Here is a 19250-nt window from a genome sequence, read left to right as displayed (position 1 = left end):
ATGGGTCAACTCATCGGCCGACCCCGACTGCACCATCGCCACCCCGGCAACGATCATGTCCACACCGGCGACCCACGCCCCGCGATCGTGACCGCCCACCAACTCCACACTTCGAACACTAGTTCGAAACACCGACAAATTGTCGGCGCGCGACGATACCGTCCACACATGAGTTCGATCAAAGATGCCGTCGCGGCTTTAGACGCCGTAGACGCTGCGTACAACGCGGTAGCGGCGCTGCCGCTGCACACACTGACGCGCTCCGATCAACAAGCAATCCTGAGCCGCTACGAACGGCTGAACAAGCTGTTGATGGTCACCGAGCGGCGTCTGCTAGGACGGCTCATCACCGAGCAACACGCACAGCCGCTTCGAGGATGAAGTCGGCGCAGCGTTCTCCGACCATGATCGCCGGCGCATTGGTGTTGGCCCGAGGGATGCGCGGCAGTGCCGAGGCGTCGGCCACCCGTAGCCCCGCGATGCCGCGGACCCGCAGCCGCTCGTCGAGCACGCTGTCGGGTTCAGTGCCCATCGCCGCCGAACAGGCGGGGTGACCGGTGGTGGCCACCGTCGCGCGCACCCACGCCTCTACCTCCGCGTCGGCGTTGACCTGCGGACCAGGATGCAGTTCGAGCGCGATCGCCGACGCTAGCGGTTCGGTGGCGACGATCTCTCGCGTGCGCCGGATCGCCCGCACGAACGCCGCGACATCGCCCGGTGTGCTCAGCGTGTTGAGTTGAATCGCCGGCGCCTCGCGCGGATCCGGTGACCGGACCAACACACTGCCCCGACTTTCCGGCGTCCAATAGGACTGCAGGATTGACAGTGCCGGCCGCGGATGTGTGGTCCAGTCCATCCGGGCGAAGATCGGCGCGTTGATCAATTGGAAGTCCGGTGCAGCCAGACCGGGGGCGGATCGTACGTGTGCTACCGCTTCCATCAGATTGCTGGTCAGCTTTCCGCTCCGGCGAAACATCCACTGCAGCAACCATTTCGGATTGCGCGCATCGGCAAGTCCGATGAACCCCTTCGCGAGTTCCCAGTTCATGAACGTCGCCGGATGATCGGACAGGTTCTGACCGACGTGTGGGCTGTCTACGACGGGCGTGATCCCGACGGAGCGCAGATGATCGGCAGGCCCAACCCCGGACAATTGCAACAGCGCAGGCGTACCGAAAGCGCCTGCACTGAGCACGATTTCACGACGAGCTGTGACGGTGTGACGCCGTCCCTTGCGTTCGTACTCCACGCCTACCGCCGTCGCGTCTTCGAAGACGACGCGGCGCACTAGCGCGCCGGTCACCAACGAAAAGTTCGAGCTCCGCCGGACCGGATCCAAATACCCTCGCGCGGTGCTCCACCGCTGGCCGTTCCACACCGTCACCGGAGAGATCGCCGCGCCGTCGAGGTCGGGGCCGCTGAGATCGTCGTTGGCGACCACCCCCGCAGCGCGGGCCGCAGCGACGAATCGGCGTGAAACCTCGTCGGGCTCAGCCACTCTCGTCAACCGCATCGGGCCCGATTCAATCCTTCGAAACACCGGTTCGACGTCGTCCCAGCCCCAGCCCGGTAACTGCCAGCCGTCGTAGTCATCTTGAGTTCCGCGCACCCACACCATGGCGTTCATAGCGCTGGTGCCGCCGAGCACCTTGCCGCGTGGCTGCGAAATCCGCCTGCCCTCGCATGCGGGCTCCGGTTCAGATTCGAAGGCCCAGTCGGTACGACTGCCGATCTGAGCGCCGTATGCCAGCGGCGCCCGCACAGGGATCCGGCGATCAGAACCGCCGGCCTCGATCAGCAGCACGGAATGAGATGCGGCAGCCAACCTTCCCGCAACGGCGCACCCCGCCGATCCGGCGCCGATCACGACGTAGTCGTAGACCGCCACGCTCACACCACGTTCACGGCGTCGAGGAACCGCGCGGCGTACTCGTCGTCGCCACCGATGGCCACCTCGCGATCGCGCCACGCTGCCCGTTGTGTGGCCCATTCGGGGAATTCGATTGCGGTGCCGTCGATCTGAGCAGCGGCGCCGTCGGGCGATCCGAGTGTGACGGCGCCGCCGGGCCGTACCACCCAACATCCGCCGCCCGGCCCCGAAAGGGTGATCGACAACGGCCGGTCGAGCCACGCGGGTCCGGCTGCGCGTAGCTGGTTGCCCAGCACGGCCATCATCCACTCCAGGACGACGGCCATCCGGTTGGCGTCGGTGCTCGGCGCTGGGCGGCCAAGCGCGGGTGCGATGTCGTGGCGCAGATGGGTGTGGGTGTCGAAGACGATCGCGCACAGCAGCTGGCCGGTCGAGAAGCGACCCAACTCGGCCAACCGCATCGGAGCGCGGACCAGCGGGGTGCGCGACACCGCGCCCATCACGCGCAGCACCACCTGGCTCCAGCGCTCGTACTCGGCGAGCACCTGGGATGGCGACCAGTCGCGGCGCCGCCCGAGCAACACTTCGTTGGAGCGCTCAATGTCCTTGCTGCGGACCAGTTCTAGTGCCGCAGGCCCGAACATAGCGCGGCATGACGAGCCCATGTGCGCGACGACGTCCTGCACGCGCCATCCGGGGGCTGCGCTCGGTGTCCGCCACTGCTCTTCGTCGAGGTCGCGGCAGAAGCTCAGCAGCGCAAGGCGCTCCCGTCGCAGAGCGGTGACCGCGTCGTTGGGCACCTGGGTACCTTACCGTAACCCTCTCAATAGCCTATGCCTCGTGACCGGGATCCAGATCGCGGACGTCGGAGAATGTGACGAGCTGCTCGAACGTGTCCGGGGCGCTGCCTGCGAGCGGGTCCAGCAGGAATCCGACATGATCGCCGAGGTCGTAGCGGTTCAGTACCTCTCCGCCGAACCACCCGGCCGCGTCCTGCAGAACCGGTAGGCCGTGCGGACCCGGCCGCCACTTGCATCGCGCGAATTTGTCGATCTCGTCGCCCGTTTCGCTACCGAACAGCCTGGCGAGCTCGCGGTGCTGCCGGGGCACCAGATGCACGGCGAGGTACTGCGCGTGCTGCGCAACGCGATAGGTGTGATTGCGCTTGGACAGGCCGACCAGGAATCGCGCCGGATCGATGCTCACCTGGGTGGCGAACCCCACCAGACAACCCGACGTCTCATCGCCTGCCCGGGTGGTGACCACGTACATCGGGTAGTCGAGCAGCGACATCACTTTGTCGAACGGTTCCATCATCGCCTCGTCGCTAGGGTGGTTGCGTGGCCAGAAAATTCGCGACAGCCGACGCTGTCTCGCTGTCCGAACTGCTCGACTTCGTCAGGCCGCGACATCATATGGTGCTCACCACGTTTCGCGCGGACGGTTCGTTGCAGAGCTCTCCAGTGACCGGCGGAGTCGACGATGCCGGACGTCTGGTGATTTCCAGCTATCCGCAGCGCGCCAAGTCGGCCAATATCCGGCGCACACCGCGGGCCAGCGTCACCGTTCTGTCGGACGAGTTCAACGGCCCCTATGTTCAGGTCGACGGTGACGCCGAGGTGATCGACCTGCCCGACGCCGTCGAGCCGTTGGTCGACTACTACCGATCCATCGCCGGCGAGCATTCCGACTGGGACGAGTACCGCCAAGCCATGGTCGATCAGGGCAAGTGCCTGATCCGCGTCACCCCGCACCGATGGGGCCCCGTGGCCACCGGCGGCTTCCCTCCGCAATAGCGCTACCAGGCGCCGTCGAGATCGAGGGTCAGTGTGCCTGACGGATCGGCGCGGAACTTCCCGGTGCCTGCCGCGTCGGCCAGTTCCTCGGTTCCGGACGCGACGCGCAACTCGGCGCTTGCGACACCGTCCTGGTAGACGCCGTCATGGAGGAGCACCAGGCCACCCTTCTTGCCGCCGACCGTGCCGGTGATGTGTTCGATGCCGACATAGAGCGCGGTCTTTTCGGGCGTGTAGGCCAGTAGCCACTTCGTGGTCGACGTGCCTTGGATGTCGCCCTCGTAGCGTTTTGCGACCAGTGCTTCAGTCAGCTTCGTCGAGTCATCGCCGTCTTCGAAGGGCGTCTCGTCCCAGCTCCCGATCTCGAAGCGGGCTTCGATGTGTCTGCTCATGACGAGGCGAATACCCCGCCCGAGGGGTTCGGAATCGACAGGCCGAGCACGACGGCCACCTCGACTGTGATAGTCAGAGGAGTACGGCCGCGTTGCGTCCGCTAGCACGTCAAACTATAGTCTGGACACATGTCCAGAGGGTTCGGAGTCTTTGCGTGACACCATTTGTCCAGCTCACCGGCCCCGGACTTGTCCACTAGTGCGCATCTTGGTGAGCTGAGCATGCGCATCGCTTTGTTGTCCTACCGGAGCAAGACCCATTGCGGCGGGCAAGGGGTCTACGTCCGCCACCTCAGCCGTGGGCTGGTCGAACTCGGCCACGACGTCGAGGTTTTCTCCGGCCAGCCCTATCCCGAGGGGCTGGATCCGCGGGTGCGACTGACGAAGGTGCCCAGCCTGGACCTGTACCGCGAGCCCGACCCGTTCCGCATCCCCTGGCCGAGTGAGATCAAGACCAGCATCGACCTGCTCGAACTGCTGACGACGTGGACCGCCGGCTTCCCCGAGCCCAAGACGTTCAGCCTGCGGGCCGCGCGGCTGCTGGCCGAACGCCTCGCCGACTTCGACGTGGTCCACGACAACCAGTGCCTGGGCACCGGGCTGCTGACGATCGCCGGTCTCGGTCTGCCCGTGGTGGCCACGGTGCATCACCCGATCACCCGCGACCGCGTCCTCGATGTCGCAGCAGCGAAGTGGTGGAGGAAGCCGCTGGTGCGCAGGTGGTACGGATTCGCCGAGATGCAGAAGCAGGTGGCGCATCAGATCCCGGAGCTGCTCACCGTGTCGTCGACCTCGGCGGCCGACATCGCCGAGGACTTCGGAGTGGCGGCCAGCCAGCTGCGTGTCGTGCCGCTCGGTGTGGACACAGAACTGTTCAAGCCCTCAGAGCACCGGGTCCGCAATCGCATCATCGCGATCGCGAGCGCCGACGTCCCCCTCAAGGGCGTTCGTCATCTGCTGCACGCGGTTGCGCGCTTGCGCGTCGAGCGCGATCTCGAGCTGCAGCTGGTTGCGAAGCTCGAACCGAACGGACCCACCGAGAAGCTCATTGCGGAGTTGGGCATCTCCGACATCGTGCACAGCTCAAGCGGACTGACCGACTCTGAGCTCGCCGACCTCTTGGCGTCAGCCGAAATCGCTTGCATCCCTTCGCTGTACGAAGGCTTCTCACTGCCGGCCGTCGAAGCGATGGCCAGCGGCACGCCGATCGTCGCCAGCCGCGCGGGCGCGCTGCCCGAGGTGGTGGGCGTCGACGGGGAATGCGCGCGGCTGGTCCGTCCCGCCGACGTCGACGAACTGACCGGCGTGCTGGGCGAATTGCTGGACTCTCCGCTGGAGCTGGCCCGCCTCGGCGCGAATGGGCGCCAGCGTGCGCTCGACGTCTTCAGCTGGGAATCCGTTGCGGCGCAGACCGTCGCGGTCTACGAGCGGGCACGCGCGCAGGTGGCGGCGTGCTGACCGTCGATTTCGACCGGCTGGGTGTCGCTGCAGGCACCAAGGTGATCGACGTGGGCTGCGGCGCGGGCCGCCACACCTTCGAGGCATACCGGCGTGGGGCCGACGTCATCGGCTTCGACCAGAGCGCGTCGGACCTGAATGACGTCGACGAGATCCTGCAGGCGATGAAGGACCAGGGTGAGGTCCCCGAGTCCGCCAAGGCCGAGGCGGTCAAGGGCGATGCGCTCGAATTACCTTACGCCGACGGCACTTTCGACTGCGTTATCGCGTCGGAGATCCTCGAGCACGTGCCCGAAGACGACCGGGCGATCGCCGAACTGATCCGGGTGCTCAAACCCGGAGGCAAACTGGCGATCACGGTTCCGCGGTGGCTGCCCGAGCGGGTGTGCTGGGCGCTGTCCGACGAGTACCACGCGAATGAGGGCGGCCACATCCGCATTTACCGGGCGGACGCGCTGCGCGACAAAGTCCTGGCGCATGGACTGCGGCTGACTCACACGCATCATGCGCATGCGCTGCACTCGCCATTCTGGTGGCTGAAATGTGCTGTGGGAACGTCGAACAACGATCACCCCGCCGTTGCGGCATACCACAAACTGCTGGTGTGGGACATGATGGAGCAGCCGTGGCTCACTCGTACAGCCGAGTCGCTGCTGAACCCCGTGATCGGCAAGAGCGTGGCGATGTACTTCCAGAAGCCGGTGGTCCCTGTTGCTTTCTCCTGATGTCCCTGGCGTGCCAGGCGTGCTGACGCCGGCGCAATGCCGTCAGACTGCGCAGTCGATCGCCGCGACACAGGAATCCTCTGGCGCCATCCCGTGGTTCGACGGCGGGCACACCGACCCGTGGGACCACGTCGAGAACGCGATGGCATTGACCGCCGCCGGATTGGTCGAACCTGCGCGAGCGGCGTTCGAATGGAGCCGGAACGCCCAGCGACCGGACGGTTCATGGCCGATCCAGCTCCGCAACGGTGTCATCGAAGACGTCAACAGTGACAGCAACTTCTGCGCCTACATCGCCACAGGCGTCTGGCATCACGTCCTCATCACGGGTGACCGCAAGTTCGCCGAAGCCATGTGGCCCGTTGTCGCCAAGGCGGTCGAATTCGTGCTAGGCCTTCAACGGCCCACCGGCGAAATCGCATGGGCTCGAAGCGATTCCGGGCCAGAGCCGGATTCGCTACTGACCGGGTGCGCCAGCATCTACCACAGCCTGAGGTGCGCGTTGGCGTTGGCGGACTACTTCGATGATCCCCAGCCCGAATGGGAGGTCGCAGTCGGACAGCTGGGCCACGCGATCGCCGACCACCCCGAGGGGTTCGTGGTGAAGGATCGTTGGTCGATGGAGTGGTACTACCCGGTGCTCGGCGGCGCACTGCGCGGCGTTGCGGCCAGGGCGCGCATCGACGAACGGTGGAGCGACTTCGTCGTACCCGGCCTCGGCATCCGTTGTGTCGATGACCGGCCATGGGTGACCGGAGCCGAAACCTGTGAATTCGTCATGGCTTTGGACGCCATCGGCGATACGGCGCGCGCGCGTGAGCAGTTCGCGGCCATGCATCACCTGCGCGAAGACGACGGCTCCTACTGGACCGGTCTGGTGTTCGCCGACGGGAAGCGATGGCCGGAGGAGCGCACCACCTGGACGGGCGCGGCTGTCATCCTTGCCGCCGATGCGCTGTCGTCGACCACGGCGGGCAGCGGCATTTTCCGCGGCGTGGACCTGCCGCGTGGCCTCGAGGGCGACTACGACTGCGCGTGCGCTACGAGCGATAGGTAGCCGACGGAAACGCCTTGCGAGACAAGAGGATCACGGCAAGGCTGAGGCCCAACAGGCATGCCCACGGCAGCGCTGACAACCCCACCGCTTGAAGCAGACCGGCGGCGCTGGCACTGGACCACGTCACCACCGCCGCCGGGCTGGCGGATTGGGCCCGCCTCGGCGATTCATAGGACAAGACCTGTCCTATGACGGCTATACGTTTCTGCCATGACGGAGACGATTATCGGAGAGCGAGCCGAGCTGCTGGCGGCCTTGACGCAGAGCCGGTACTTCCTGCGCAACACCACCCGCGACCTCACTGATGAGCAGGCGGCCGGCTGTCCAACGGTCAGCACTTTATGCCTGGGTGGCCTCATCAAGCACGTGGCGCGGACCGAATCAGGTTGGGTGGACTTCATTCTCGAGGGCGGGAGCGCGATGGCCCAGGACGGGAAGGATTGGATCGATTGGGACGAGTCCGATTGGGCGAAGCGGGAGGCGGAGTTTCGGATGCTTCCGGGTGAGACCTTGAGCGGGCTACTCGAGCACTACGAGCGGGTCGCCCAGCGCACCGAAGAAGTGGTGGCGTCGCTGCCCGATCTGGACATCTCGCATGAACTACCGGTGGCGCCGTGGTTCGAGCCGGGCACTCGCATTTCGGCCCGGCGGGTGCTGATGAACCTCATCGCCGAGACGGCACAGCACGCCGGCCATGCCGACATCATCCGGGAAGCGATCGACGGCGCAAAAGCATGGGGTAGCTGAACTCGGGGCAGATGCCCTACAGGGCTTCGCCCGGCACACCGGACGTCCGCTCCAGCACCCGCATCGACCCCGTCGCAGACATTTCGCGGAAGTCGCCGGTGTCCAGCGCGCGTCGATACACGTGATACGGGGCCTGGCCACCGTCGTTCGGATCGGGGAAGACGTCGTGGATGATGAGTGCGCCGCCGACGTCCACCCATCTGGCCCAGCCGTCAAAGTCCCGCTGCGCCGCCTCCTCGGTGTGGCCGCCGTCAATGAACAACAGCCGCAACGGCATTCGCCATCCACGCGCGACGATCGATGACTTCCCGACGATCGCGACCACCTGATCGTCAAGGCCCGCCGCATCGAGTGTGTGGCGCAGCGTCGGAAGCGTATCGAAGAGCCCGGTCACCGGATCAACCATCGAGGAGTCGTGGTACTCCCACCCCGGCTGGTGTTCCTCGGACCCGTGATGGTGATCGATCGTGTAGACCACGCCGCCGCTCTGTTGGGCCGCCGCGCCCAAGAGCACCGTGGATTTTCCGCAATACGTACCGATTTCGACGCCGACGCCCTCGCCCAGGTAGCGCGCCGCAGTGTCATAGAGGACGCGTCCTTCGTCGGCGGGCATGAATCCGGTGACCTGTTCGGCGAGCGCGAAAAGGCGGGCGGCGGCCTCGGGCAGCGCGGTGTCGGTGTGGCTCATCGCGGTCCAACTTACCGTTGCTGGTGAAAGGCGGTTGTAGTAGCGTCCGGACATGTGTCCGATCCGGCTCTGGAGTCGACTCGGCGCCGTCTGACCGCAAAGCAAGCCGACACCGTCGATCGCCTTGGGCAAGCCGCGGTCGAGATCCTGGGCCGAGAAGGATTCGCCGGTCTGACGATGCGCCGGGTGGCTGCCGAGGCCGGCGTTGGGGCGGCCACCGCATACACGTACTTCTCGTCGAAGGAACACCTCGTCGCCGAGGTGTTTTGGCGCCGGCTGGCCGCCTCGCCGGCCGCGGCGCACGAATCGGACGACCCGGCTACGCGCGTCATCGAAGTGTTGCGGCATATCGCGCTGTTGGTTGCCGACGAGCCGGAGTTCGCAGGAGCGGTCACCACATCGCTGCTCGGCAAGGATCCCGACGTCGAGGAGTTACGGCTGCGAATCGGCAGGGAGATCCGCGATCGACTCGCTTCGGCGCTGCGACCCGGCACCGATCCGGAAGTCATCGATTCGCTGGAGATGCTGTACTCGGGCGCGCTGGTCCGCGCGGGGATGGGATACGCGTCGTATGCGGATATTGCGCAACGGCTTGAGCGTTCGGCACGGTTAATCCTGAGCTGACTGCACTCCGAACAGCGCCGTCGCGGCCCTGATAGCGGGCTCGAGGATGCCCCGGACATCCCGCCCGTCCTCGACGAACAGCGCGGTCAATTCGCGCAATCCGCCAAGAAGAATCAACGCCATCGGACGGGATATCGGCGGCAGGTGCGCGCGCCGGAACCCCGCGCTGTCGCTGAGATCGACCAGCATGTCGGTGAGCTGCTCCATCGCCAAGCGGTGCAACGGCACAGCGGCCGCGCCGAGCGCAGGCGCCTCACGGATCCAGCTCAGCGTGATCGCCGGCCGCGACGCGATGTGGTCGACATAGGCGTTCGCGGCCTGGCGGATCTGCACCTGCCAGTCCGCCTCGGGCTCGACGCTCGCGCGGATGCCGGCGATCAGGTTCTCGTTGTTCCTGCGCAGCAGCTCGATCAGGCACTCTTCCTTGCTGGCGAACTGCTCGTAGAAGGTGCGCTTGGAGGTTTTGGCGTGCCGAACGATGTCGGCGACGGTGGTGTCGCGGTAGCCGCGCTCGCCGATCGAGGCTCCCAAACCGTCGATCAGCCGATCGCGAAACGGGTCGGCGGCGTTGCCGACTCGAGCGTCGAGCGCTGTCGTCATTTCGCCTCCTCAAAACCCTTGCGCAGTTCTGGTACCAAGCGGTACCGTACTACACGAACCTGCGGTACATGGTAGTACCAGGGAAACGGCTGGGAGTGGTCATGAGCGATGGGCCCACGCGCGTAGCGCAGGGGACAGCGACTGTCGAAGCGCCCACAGAAGAACCGGAAACCCCGCGCGCGGTGAAGTTGCCGCCCCGCCCGCCGATCCCGAAGGCCCTGCAGGGCCTCGCGTTCTCGATATCGCGACGATGGACGGTGGCGCAGCTTGCCCGCCGCTACGGCAACGTCTTCACACTGAACCTCCCGGTGTTCGGCCGGACCGTCATCGTGGCCGAACCGCAGTTGGCCAAGCAGTTGTTCATCGCCAACACCGAGGACGTCGGAAACATCCAGCCCAACCTGTCCCGGGTGCTGGGGTCGGGCTCGGTGTTCGCGCTCGACGGCGCCGACCACCGCCGCCGTCGCCGTCTGCTGACACCGCCGTTCCACGGCAAGAGCATCAAGAACTACGAAACGATTTTCACCGAAGAGACGCTGCGCGAGTCGGCCAACTGGCCTGAGGGTCAGGCGTTCGAAACCATCGAGCCGATGATGCGAATCACGCTCAACGCGATCCTGCGCGCGGTGTTCGGCGCCCACGGCGAACAGCTCGACGAGTTGCGCCGCATCATCCCGCCGTGGGTGACCCTCGGCTCGCGCATCGCGACGTTGCCGACGCCGTCGCGCACCTACGGCCGCTACGGCCCGTGGGGCCGGTTGGCCGAGTACCGCCGCCAGTACGACGAAGTCATCGCCAGGCTCATCGACCGGGTCAAGGCCGACCCGAACCTCGACAGCCGCGACGACGTTCTCGCGCTGCTGCTGCGCAGCACCTACGAGGACGGGTCGTCCATGTCCCGCCAGGACATCGGCGACGAATTGCTCACGCTGCTTGCCGCGGGCCATGAGACCACCGCATCCACTCTCGCGTGGGCCTTCGAACGGATCACTCGACACCCTGAGGTGTTGTCGAAGCTGGTCGAGGAGGCCGCAACCGAGGACAACGAGTACCGGCAGGCCACCATTCTCGAGGTGCAGAGGGCAAGGACGGTCATCGACTTCGCCGGTCGGCACGTTTATGCGCCGACCTTCGAACTCGGTGATTGGGTTATCCCGCAAGGCTATTCGATCGTCGTCAGCATCTCCGCGATGCACGAACGGGCCCAGGAGTTCTCCGATCCGCACCGGTTCGACCCGCAGCGCTACATCGGCAACCGGCCACCGACGTTCGCCCACATCCCGTTCGGCGGCGGCACCCGGCGTTGCGTCGGCGCCGCGTTCGCCAACGTGGAAATGGACGTGGTGTTACGGACGGTGTTGCGGCACTTCGTCATCGACACAACGAGCGCGCCCGACGAAAAGGTGCATTCACGCGGCGTGGCCTACACGCCCAAAGACGGCGGCCGCATGGTCGTGCATCGCCGCAAAACGACACTCGCCTAGGGAGACCCATGACTGACGCAACGACCGTCGACACGAAGGCTGGTTCCACTGCGGGCAAAATGCCACCCGCGGTGCGCCTGCCGAAGCTGGTCCAGATGGTCCTCATGGCGGGATTCCGCCGCCGGTTCTTGCGGAGCGCGGTGAAGCGTCACGGCCCCGTCTTCGCCATCAACGTTCCGTTCTTCGGTCGCAGCGTGGTCGTTTCGGATCCCGCGCTGGCGCGGCAGGTGTTCCTCGCGAGCACCGATGACCTGATCAACGTGCAACCGAACCTCAGCAGGATCTTCGGGCCGGGCTCGGTGTTCGCGCTCGACGGTAAGGAGCACCGGGCCCGCCGCAAGCTGCTGGCGCCGCCGTTCCATGGCCAGAGCATCAAGAACTACGAGAAGATCATCGAAGAGGAAACCCTGCGCGAGAGCGCAAACTGGCCGGAGGGCAAGGAGTTTCGCACGCTGGAGCCGATGAACAGGATTACGCTGAACGTGATCCTGCGGACCGTCTTCGGTGCAGACGGTGCCGAGCTCGACTACCTGCGCGAAATCATCCCGCCGTGGGCCGAATTGGGCTCGCGGATGGCCACGTTGCCGGAGCCGCCTTTTCGCACGGGCCGCTATAGCCCGTGGGGCAGGCTCGCCGAGTTCCGCCGCAACTTCGACCGCACTGTCTTCGCATTGATCGACAAGGCCGAGGCCGACCCACGGCTCGAGGAGCGCACAGACATCCTCGCGCTGCTGCTTGGCAGCCGGTACGAGGACGGCACTCCGATGTCACGTCAGGACATTTCGGACGAACTGCTGACGCTCCTCGGCGCGGGGCACGAGACCACCGCGTCGACGCTGGGCTGGGCATTCGAGCGGTTGCGCCGCCACCCCGACGTCGTCGCCAAGCTAGTCGAGGAAAACGACCAGGGCGGCAACGAGTTTCGCCAGGCCACCATCCAGGAACTGCAGCGGAACCGCACCGTCATCGATTTCTCCGGACGCCACGTCAAGACGTCACACTTTGATCTGGGCGAGTGGCGGATACCGCACGGCTACACGGTGATGATCGCGATCGCCAACGTGCACGCCAACGCCGAGGTGTTCCCAGACCCGGAGCGCTTCGACCCTTATCGCTTTGTCGGGAAGAGGGCTCCGACGGCGTGGGTGCCTTTCGGCGGAGGTACCCGTCGGTGCATCGGGGCCGCATTCGCCAATGTCGAAATGGAGGTGGTGCTACGAACGGTGTTGCGGCACTTCGTGATTGAGACGGACGACGCCCCGGAGGAGAACATTCACTTCCGGGGCATCGCCTTCACGCCGAAGGACGGTGGCCTGGTCACCCTGCACCGGCGGTAGTTCGCTTCGGCAGTTTCCAGCCTGCCCGCGGGAAGTGGCAGGTGTAGCCGGTCGGGTAGCGCTCCAGGTAGTCCTGGTGCTCGGGCTCGGCTTCCCAGAAATCGCTGGCAGGCGTCACCTCGGTGACCACCTTGCCCGGCCACAGCCCCGACGCGTCGACGTCGGCGATGGTGTCCAGCGCAACGCGCTTCTGCTCGTCGTCGACGTAGAAGATCGCCGACCGGTAGCTGGTGCCGATGTCGTTGCCCTGCCGGTCCTTGGTGGTCGGATCGTGAATCTGGAAGAAGAACTCCAGCAGCGCCCGGTAGTCGGTCTTGGCGGGGTCGTAGACGATCTCGATCGCCTCGGCGTGGCCGGGGTGATTGCGGTAGGTGGCGTTGGCGTTCTGGCCGCCGGTGTAGCCCACACGCGTCGAGACCACGCCAGGCTGCTTGCGGATCAGGTCCTGCATGCCCCAGAAGCAGCCACCGGCCAGGATGGCCTTCTTGTACTCGGTCACACTTCCTCCTTTGAGCCCGACTTGACGAACAGCGAGCGGTATTGCCCATATCCTTGCGCCTCGAGGTCGACGAGGTGGATGAACCGCAGGGCTGCTGAGTTGATGCAGTAGCGCAGTCCGCCTTCGGAGCGCGGTCCGTCGTTGAACACATGTCCGAGGTGGCTGTCGCCATGCTCGGACCGCACCTCGGTGCGCATCATCAGATGGCTGAAGTCGCGCTTCTCGACGACGTTGGCGATGGGCTTGGTGAAGCTCGGCCAGCCGGTGCCGCTGTCGAACTTGTCGACCGACGCGAACAGCGGCTCACCGGACACCACGTCAACGTAGATACCGGGCTCGTGGTTATCCCAGTACTCACCGGTGAACGGCCGCTCGGTGCCGTTCTCCTGCGTGACGTGATACTGCTCCGGCGACAACGCGCCGACCGCTGCGGGATTCTTGTTGTAGACGTCTGTCATAGCGCCTGTATAACCGTTTGCGCGCGTCAGTTAATCCGTGCGCCATCGATGACCTGGTCGATCAGATCACCCAGGTTTTCGCCGCCCATGCACGCCATCAGCTCGTCAAGATTGGCTGCCACCAGCGGATGTGTCTGTGCCGTCGGCATGGGGCCGTCGAACTCCGGTGGCCCGTCAACCAGCGTCAGCTCGATCATCGTCGCGCCCTGCACCAGCCCCATCAGGCCGTGATACGTCCGCACCCCCGCCGTGCCTGCGATACCGCCGCGCTCGAGCAGCCGCAGCAGGCACTGGCCGATGTCGAACAGCCGGGCGTCGAACGCGCGCCTGGTGGCCGACAACCGAAACGCGATGGGATGGGCTAGGCCGGCGTCCCGGTAGGAGTTGACGACATCGTGCACGCCCTGGCGCCACGGGGTGGTCTCCGGATCGGGGAGCTCGACGAGGTCGAGCAGGTGCGCGGCGACGGCGTCGACCAACGCGTCCTTGTTCGGGAAGTGGCGGTACAACGCCATGCCCTCGACGCCGAGCTCGCTGCCGAGCCGGCGCATGGTGAGCGCGCCGAGACCTTCGTCGTCGAGCAGCCCCATGGCGGCGTCGACGATCTCGGTCCGATGAAGGGGCGCATGTCGCACACCGTCGAGACTAGCCGGGTGTTTACAACGTAAACAAGCGGGTGATAGCGTTCCTGTTTACGACGTAAACAGAGGAGCTCACATGACCGTCACCACCAGCGCCCCGACGCGACAGGCCGTTAGCCGAGGGGTCGCCATGTCCGATCGCAAACTCGACCGCTTCCTGGCCCAACCACGCAGCGCATCGCTTGCGTACGCGCGCCGCGACGGCAGCCCGTTCGTGGTGCCCGTGTGGTTCAAGTGGCGCGACGGTGAGGTCCTCATCGGCACCGGCGCCGCCGACCCCAAAGTGTTCGCGATCCGGCGCAATCCGCGGGTGACGGTCCTCGTGCACGACGATCGCGCGCCGTACGGCGCGGTGATCATCGACGGCCAGGCGAGCGTCGAGGTGCTCGGCGCGGACGACCAGGACCCGACCGACGGCATCGCCGTCCACTACCTCGGGCGGATCGGCGGCGAGGTGTACAAGCAGAAGATGGCCGAGGTCGGCGCATTCGACAACGGCCGCGCCATCATCCGGATCCGTCCCGACGTCATCCGCACCAACGACGGTTCCGCGAGTCTGCCGTGGGCGACACGGGCATTCACAGCCCTGCGCTTTCGGTTGCCCATTCCGAAGCGCTGGCTCTGACTTACCGTAAAGACGTGCGCGCAATAACGTTGGGACTCTTGGCTGCTCTGGCCTTCTGCACCGCCCCTGCGGCAACGGCCGAGCCGGCGTCCGTCGTACCCGAGGTTCCGCCCGGCGTTACCGGTGTCGCGTTCGTCGATGATCCGACGATCGTGGACCCGCATCTGATGCCCATCCAGTCATGGAGCCGCCTTGGCGATGGCAAGCTGCTGGCTCTGCATTTCACCACCGGCACGCCCGAGTGCTACGGCGTCAACGCGCGGGTGCACGAGACCGCCGAGAACGTCACCGTGGAACTGCGCGGCGGAACCCGACCCGATGCGGTGGGGCGGGCATGCATCCTGATTGCGCTGACCGGCACGCTGGAGGTGCCGCTGCAGACTCCGGTCGGTGACCGCCAGGTGCTCAGCGTCTACTGACCGAGCCTCGACAAACCGCGGTAGAACGTGTTCTAGTTTGCGGGTGACGAGCAAGACGTTCACGCGGGACGAGCTGGCCGCGGCGCTCGAGAAATTCCAGGCGACGGTCGATCGCGCCGCGCAGACGCGCGACTGGGATCCATGGGTTGAGCAGTACTCGCCGGACGTGACCTACGTCGAACACGCGGCTGGCACCATGCACGGACGCGACGAAGTCCGCGGCTGGATATGGAAGACGATGGAGAGCTTCCCGGGCAGCTACATGACGTCGTTCCCGTCGCTGTGGAGCGTGATCGACGAGCCGACCGGCCGCATCATCTGCGAACTCGACAACCCGATGCGCGACCCCGGCGACGGCACGATCATCAGCGCCACCAACATCTCGATCCTCACCTATGCCGGTGACGGGCTGTGGTGCCGTCAGGAGGACGTCTACAACCCGCTGCGGTTCGTCTCGGTGACGATGAAGTGGTGCCGCAAGGCCCAGGAGCTGGGCACGTTGCCCGATGAGGCGGCGTCCTGGATGCGCCAGTTCGGAGGTCAGAAGTGAAGCCCAAGTTGGTGATCGGCGCGAACGGCTTTCTGGGTTCGCATGTGACGCGCCAGCTGGTGGCCGATGGTCATGAGGTGCGGGCGATGGTGCGTCCGAACGCCAACACGATCGGCATCGACGACCTGGCTGTCACGCGGTTCCTCGGCGACATCTGGGACGACGACACGCTGCGCGAGGCGATGGCCGGCTGCGACGACGTGTACTACTGCGTTGTCGACACCCGCGGCTGGCTGCACGACCCGGCGCCGCTGTTTCGCACCAACGTGGACGGCACTCGCAATGTGCTAGGCATCGCCAGCGAGAAAGACATAGCTGCGGGCCTACGGAAGTTCGTCTTCACCAGCAGCTACGTGACGGTCGACCGGCGCCGCGGGCATCGCGCGTCCGAAGACGACGTCATCGCTGGCGAGCGCGGGTTGACGCCGTATGTGCGCTCCCGGCTACAGGCCGAGAAGATGGTGCTGCAGTACGCGAAGGAGCAGGGGTTGCCCGCCGTCGCGATGTGCGTGTCCACCACCTACGGCAGCGGCGACTGGGGCCGCACCCCGCACGGCGCGATCATCGCAGGCGCGGCGTTCGGCAAGCTGCCGTTCGTGATGAGCGGCATCGAACTGGAAGCCGTCGGCGTCGACGATGCCGCCCGCGCAATGATTCTCGCGGCAGAGCACGGCAGGGTGGGGGAGCGATACCTGGTCTCGGAGAAGATGATCAGCAACGCCGAGGTCGCGCGCATCGCGGCAGAGGCGGCCGGCGTGCCGCCACCGGCGAAGTCGATCCCGCTACCCGTGGCGTACGCGCTGGCGAGCTTCGGAACGGTGAAGGCGCGGTTGCGCGGTACCGACGAGCTGCTTTCGCTTGGTTCGTTGCGGCTGATGCGCGCGGAGGCAGCAGTGGATCACACCAAAGCGACCCGCGAATTGGGTTGGGAGCCAAAGCCCGTCGAGGATTCCATCCGCGAGGCCGCACGGTTCTGGGTCGGGCTGCGTGAAGCCAAGCGGAAGAGCAAAACCGGATAGCCACACACGTCACGTCAGCATCGCCGGGAGAGTCATAGTGCGTGTCGAAACTCGATATCACAGGCGATATCACTCGCACTGAACGGCGCGCCGACCGCTGTTCAGTGCGTAGCGTCTACGGCTGCAACAGGATTAGCCTCGGATCTGTGAGCGAGAAACTGCACGTTGACCTCAGCGGCGCCCCACAGACCATGCTTGCGACGTTCTACGCCAAGGCGCTGGACGCCGATCTGCCGAAGCCGATCCTTGGCGACCGGTTCGCCAAGGAGATCGTCGACCGCATTGACTACGACTGGAAGAAAACCGCGATCACACCGGGCAACTCGCCGTCGGTGACCACACGGTCCGCGCACTTCGACAACTGGGCCCGGCAGTTCCTCGCCGTCAACCCCGATGCCGTCGTGCTGCATCTGGGCTGCGGCCTCGACGCTCGCTACTTCCGGCTGGATCCCGGCCCCGGCGTCGCGTGGTACGACGTCGACTATCCCGACGTGGCCGACCTGCGCCAACAGCTCTACCCGACGCGCGAGGGCTACCACGTCATCGCCGCCTCGGTGACCGACCCCAGCTGGTTCGCCCAGATTCCGCGCGGCCGCCCGACATTGATGATCGGCGAGGGCCTGACCATGTACCTCACGCAGGAGGACGGCATCGCGCTGCTGCGCCGGGTCGTCGAGCACGCCCCGTCCGGCGAGTTGCAGTTCGACGCATTCAACCGGCTGGGCATCAAGTCGCAGTGGATGAACGCGGTGGTGCGCCGCTCCGGAGCCACCCTGTATTGGGGAATCGACGGACCCGACGACATCGTCGACGCGGTACCCGGTGTGCGGCTGCTCGCTTGGGTGTCTCCGTTCGACTCGGCGACGTTCACCGAAGTCGCGTGGTACTACCGCGTGATGGCCGCGGTCATGAAACCAGTGCATTCATGGCGCTATATGGCGCAGTACCACCGCTACGCCTTCTGAGCCCGATAGCCCAGCACCGGCTGCCTACGCCGACCGTCACAGAATTTTGCGGACCACGGCCAGCGCCCCCGACCGTCGGCCCACACCAACTGCCGCGCGCTGACGTCCGGCCCGCCGGACTCGACGGCCCAACCCATATGAGCGTCAGGGTGGTCGACGTCGACGATCTCGATCAGCGGTCCGGCCTCCAGCTTGATCTGACTGCCGGGTGTCAACGACAGGCCGCGGAGCGCGTCCCGCGCGACACCGTTCAACAACCGCGACGCCCGAGGCGGAGAGACGCCGGTGACCAACAGTTCCGGCAGCCCCCAGTCGTGCAGGCCGATGGTGTAAGCGAATGGGGTTCGGGCACTTTCGACGTACTGCACGGCCCACCCGTTCTTGCGCACCTTGGTGCGCAAAACCTCGAGGTAGTCCTCAGTAGACGCCTCCGGGTGATCGCACATCCAACACATCGCAGCCGCACCTTCCTGTCGTAGTTGCGGCCAGCTTGCCCGCAGGGTCCGACAACAAATCGGGTTCAGCTTGCGTCGCGTAGAGGGTGCCGTACACCGAGCACGGGTTGGCGCCGGCGACCGTGCGACCACCGTGCATCCCATGGCCAGCGGCCACGTTCGTCGGCCCATACCAGCTGCAGTGCGCGCACCTGCGGCCCGGCGAGCGCGATGGCGAAGTTCAGGTGTGCGTCGGGGTGCTCCACCTCGACGACCTCGAGGATCATGCGCTGCTCGATTTCGATGTGATCGCCCGGCTTGTACACGATTCCGTCCACCGCGCCCCTGGCGACGGCGTTCAACGTGAGGGCCGATAGCGCCGACGGCATCCCGGTCACGACCAGTTCGGGTAACCCGCGGTCGTGCAGTCCGATGGTGTAGGCGAATGGCCTTCGATCATCTTCGACGAACTGCACCACCCAGCCGTGCGTGCGGATCGTCTCCCGCAGTTCATCGAAGTATTCCTGGATCGGTCGGTCGGGGTTATCGCACTGCCAGCACATGGGCCGCACCTTTCTGTCGGGGTTGCCGTCAGAGTGCGCCGGGCGTCCGACAAATACGGTCAGCTGATGTTGAGTTCGGCGATGACCTCTGCATAGAGCCGCGCCTTGATCGCACCGAACACGGGGCCCGCTTTCGCGGCCCGCTCCTCGGCACGGGCGACGGCCACGTCGACCACCTCGCCCTCGGCTGCGGTGGCCGCGACGATCCCGGCCGCCCGTGCGTCCTCACCGCCGTAGCGCCGCCCCGTCGTCATCGCCTCGTGCGCCGTCGCGATCGGCAGCCGTGACCGGATCAGCGC

General features: G+C 65.9%; 26 protein-coding genes. 14 read left to right on the top strand and 12 right to left on the bottom strand.

Annotated elements, in window-relative coordinates; genetic code table 11:
* Nucleotides 1-168: 168 nt before the first annotated feature.
* Nucleotides 169-381, top strand: a complete 213-nt coding sequence (locus VFH65_RS27245; protein WP_353325944.1) for a hypothetical protein — start codon at nucleotides 169-171, stop codon at nucleotides 379-381.
* On the opposite strand, the gene VFH65_RS27240 is transcribed toward VFH65_RS27245, so the two are convergent.
* From VFH65_RS27240 to VFH65_RS27230, 3 genes are read right to left on the bottom strand one after another with little or no spacing between them, the layout of a single operon-like run.
* Nucleotides 347-1888 (bottom strand): GMC family oxidoreductase, encoded by a 1542-nt coding sequence (locus VFH65_RS27240; protein WP_353325942.1) that lies wholly within the window; start codon nucleotides 1886-1888, stop codon nucleotides 347-349. The genes VFH65_RS27245 and VFH65_RS27240 overlap by 35 nt on opposite strands.
* Nucleotides 1889-1890: 2 nt before the next feature.
* A complete protein-coding gene (locus tag VFH65_RS27235; RefSeq protein WP_353325940.1) occupies nucleotides 1891-2670 on the bottom strand; it encodes a maleylpyruvate isomerase family mycothiol-dependent enzyme in 780 nt (259 codons plus the stop codon).
* Between the two features lie 31 nt (nucleotides 2671-2701).
* Nucleotides 2702-3184 carry a flavin reductase family protein gene (locus VFH65_RS27230; protein WP_353325947.1) on the bottom strand — a complete coding sequence of 161 codons (483 nt, stop codon included), beginning with the start codon at nucleotides 3182-3184 and terminating at the stop codon, nucleotides 2702-2704.
* Between the two features lie 26 nt (nucleotides 3185-3210).
* Here VFH65_RS27230 and VFH65_RS27225 point away from each other — a divergent pair, with 26 nt between their 5' ends.
* Nucleotides 3211-3666 (top strand): PPOX class F420-dependent oxidoreductase, encoded by a 456-nt coding sequence (locus tag VFH65_RS27225; protein WP_353325939.1) that lies wholly within the window; start codon nucleotides 3211-3213, stop codon nucleotides 3664-3666.
* 2 nt (nucleotides 3667-3668) lie between these two features.
* Here VFH65_RS27225 and VFH65_RS27220 read toward each other — a convergent pair whose 3' ends face one another.
* Nucleotides 3669-4058 (bottom strand): DUF3224 domain-containing protein, encoded by a 390-nt coding sequence (locus VFH65_RS27220; protein WP_353325938.1) that lies wholly within the window; start codon nucleotides 4056-4058, stop codon nucleotides 3669-3671.
* Between the two features lie 222 nt (nucleotides 4059-4280).
* On the opposite strand from VFH65_RS27220, the gene VFH65_RS27215 reads away from it, so the two are divergent.
* The 4 genes from VFH65_RS27215 (at nucleotide 4281) to VFH65_RS27200 (ending at nucleotide 8045) form a co-directional block, all read left to right on the top strand.
* Entirely contained in the window at nucleotides 4281-5516 is a 1236-nt protein-coding gene (locus VFH65_RS27215; RefSeq protein WP_353325937.1) for a glycosyltransferase family 4 protein, read from the top strand.
* Nucleotides 5510-6241, top strand: a complete 732-nt coding sequence (locus VFH65_RS27210) for a class I SAM-dependent methyltransferase (protein WP_353325935.1) — start codon at nucleotides 5510-5512, stop codon at nucleotides 6239-6241. The genes VFH65_RS27215 and VFH65_RS27210 overlap by 7 nt, the downstream gene beginning before the upstream one ends.
* The gene (locus VFH65_RS27205; RefSeq protein ID WP_353325933.1) at nucleotides 6228-7298 is read left to right on the top strand and encodes a prenyltransferase; all 1071 of its coding nucleotides are present in this window, start codon (nucleotides 6228-6230) and stop codon (nucleotides 7296-7298) included. The genes VFH65_RS27210 and VFH65_RS27205 overlap by 14 nt, the downstream gene beginning before the upstream one ends.
* A gap of 210 nt (nucleotides 7299-7508) precedes the next feature.
* Nucleotides 7509-8045: a DinB family protein gene (locus VFH65_RS27200; RefSeq protein ID WP_353325932.1), complete on the top strand. Its 537-nt coding sequence runs from the start codon at nucleotides 7509-7511 to the stop codon at nucleotides 8043-8045.
* Between the two features lie 16 nt (nucleotides 8046-8061).
* On the opposite strand, the gene VFH65_RS27195 is transcribed toward VFH65_RS27200, so the two are convergent.
* Nucleotides 8062-8733 (bottom strand): class I SAM-dependent methyltransferase, encoded by a 672-nt coding sequence (locus VFH65_RS27195; RefSeq protein ID WP_353325931.1) that lies wholly within the window; start codon nucleotides 8731-8733, stop codon nucleotides 8062-8064.
* A gap of 54 nt (nucleotides 8734-8787) precedes the next feature.
* Here VFH65_RS27195 and VFH65_RS27190 point away from each other — a divergent pair, with 54 nt between their 5' ends.
* A complete protein-coding gene (locus VFH65_RS27190; RefSeq protein WP_353325930.1) occupies nucleotides 8788-9357 on the top strand; it encodes a TetR/AcrR family transcriptional regulator in 570 nt (189 codons plus the stop codon).
* On the opposite strand, the gene VFH65_RS27185 is transcribed toward VFH65_RS27190, so the two are convergent.
* Complete coding sequence (locus tag VFH65_RS27185) at nucleotides 9343-9957, bottom strand: TetR/AcrR family transcriptional regulator (RefSeq protein ID WP_353325929.1); 615 nt, start codon at nucleotides 9955-9957, stop codon at nucleotides 9343-9345. The genes VFH65_RS27190 and VFH65_RS27185 overlap by 15 nt on opposite strands.
* 101 nt (nucleotides 9958-10058) lie before the next feature.
* Here VFH65_RS27185 and VFH65_RS27180 point away from each other — a divergent pair, with 101 nt between their 5' ends.
* Together VFH65_RS27180 and VFH65_RS27175 are read left to right on the top strand one after the other, a co-directional pair.
* Complete coding sequence (locus VFH65_RS27180; protein ID WP_353325927.1) at nucleotides 10059-11441, top strand: cytochrome P450; 1383 nt, start codon at nucleotides 10059-10061, stop codon at nucleotides 11439-11441.
* An 8-nt stretch (nucleotides 11442-11449) separates the two neighbouring features.
* Nucleotides 11450-12778, top strand: coding sequence for a cytochrome P450 (locus tag VFH65_RS27175; protein WP_353325926.1), 1329 nt, complete (start codon nucleotides 11450-11452; stop codon nucleotides 12776-12778).
* Here VFH65_RS27175 and msrA read toward each other — a convergent pair.
* Genes msrA through VFH65_RS27160 form a run of 3 tightly spaced genes read right to left on the bottom strand, consistent with a single transcriptional unit; the run spans nucleotide 12759 to nucleotide 14370 of the window.
* Entirely contained in the window at nucleotides 12759-13277 is a 519-nt protein-coding gene (msrA, locus tag VFH65_RS27170; RefSeq protein WP_353325924.1) for a peptide-methionine (S)-S-oxide reductase MsrA, read from the bottom strand. The two genes, VFH65_RS27175 and msrA, sit on opposite strands and share 20 nt — an antisense overlap.
* Complete coding sequence (gene msrB / locus VFH65_RS27165) at nucleotides 13274-13735, bottom strand: peptide-methionine (R)-S-oxide reductase MsrB (protein ID WP_353325922.1); 462 nt, start codon at nucleotides 13733-13735, stop codon at nucleotides 13274-13276. The genes msrA and msrB overlap by 4 nt, the downstream gene beginning before the upstream one ends.
* Before the next feature lie 26 nt (nucleotides 13736-13761).
* Nucleotides 13762-14370 carry a TetR/AcrR family transcriptional regulator gene (locus VFH65_RS27160; RefSeq protein ID WP_353325921.1) on the bottom strand — a complete coding sequence of 203 codons (609 nt, stop codon included), beginning with the start codon at nucleotides 14368-14370 and terminating at the stop codon, nucleotides 13762-13764.
* Nucleotides 14371-14452: 82 nt separating this feature from the next.
* Here VFH65_RS27160 and VFH65_RS27155 point away from each other — a divergent pair, with 82 nt between their 5' ends.
* From VFH65_RS27155 to VFH65_RS27135, 5 genes are all read left to right on the top strand, one after another.
* Nucleotides 14453-15001, top strand: coding sequence for a TIGR03618 family F420-dependent PPOX class oxidoreductase (locus tag VFH65_RS27155; protein ID WP_353325920.1), 549 nt, complete (start codon nucleotides 14453-14455; stop codon nucleotides 14999-15001).
* A 14-nt stretch (nucleotides 15002-15015) separates the two neighbouring features.
* Entirely contained in the window at nucleotides 15016-15420 is a 405-nt protein-coding gene (locus VFH65_RS27150) for a hypothetical protein (RefSeq protein ID WP_353325918.1), read from the top strand.
* Nucleotides 15421-15463: 43 nt separating this feature from the next.
* Nucleotides 15464-15970 (top strand): nuclear transport factor 2 family protein, encoded by a 507-nt coding sequence (locus tag VFH65_RS27145; RefSeq protein ID WP_353325917.1) that lies wholly within the window; start codon nucleotides 15464-15466, stop codon nucleotides 15968-15970.
* On the top strand, nucleotides 15967-16989 hold the full coding sequence (locus tag VFH65_RS27140) for an NAD-dependent epimerase/dehydratase family protein (RefSeq protein WP_353325915.1): 1023 nt from the start codon (nucleotides 15967-15969) through the stop codon (nucleotides 16987-16989). The genes VFH65_RS27145 and VFH65_RS27140 overlap by 4 nt, the downstream gene beginning before the upstream one ends.
* Nucleotides 16990-17180: 191 nt before the next feature.
* Nucleotides 17181-17954, top strand: coding sequence for a class I SAM-dependent methyltransferase (locus tag VFH65_RS27135; protein WP_353325945.1), 774 nt, complete (start codon nucleotides 17181-17183; stop codon nucleotides 17952-17954).
* Here the strand turns inward: VFH65_RS27135 and VFH65_RS27130 are convergent.
* The 3 genes from VFH65_RS27130 to VFH65_RS27120 all read right to left on the bottom strand — a co-directional run.
* A complete protein-coding gene (locus VFH65_RS27130; protein WP_414688520.1) occupies nucleotides 17942-18409 on the bottom strand; it encodes a DUF4262 domain-containing protein in 468 nt (155 codons plus the stop codon). The two genes, VFH65_RS27135 and VFH65_RS27130, sit on opposite strands and share 13 nt — an antisense overlap.
* 65 nt (nucleotides 18410-18474) lie before the next feature.
* Nucleotides 18475-18951, bottom strand: a complete 477-nt coding sequence (locus VFH65_RS27125) for a DUF4262 domain-containing protein (protein ID WP_353325912.1) — start codon at nucleotides 18949-18951, stop codon at nucleotides 18475-18477.
* A 59-nt stretch (nucleotides 18952-19010) separates the two neighbouring features.
* Nucleotides 19011-19250, bottom strand: a 240-nt coding sequence (locus VFH65_RS27120; protein WP_353325911.1) for an enoyl-CoA hydratase-related protein, incomplete at its 5' end; no start/stop codon positions are given.

This window comes from Mycobacterium sp. (assembly GCF_035697385.1).
Taxonomy (GTDB): domain Bacteria; phylum Actinomycetota; class Actinomycetes; order Mycobacteriales; family Mycobacteriaceae; genus Mycobacterium.
This window is presented reverse-complemented; position numbering and strand designations above follow the sequence as displayed.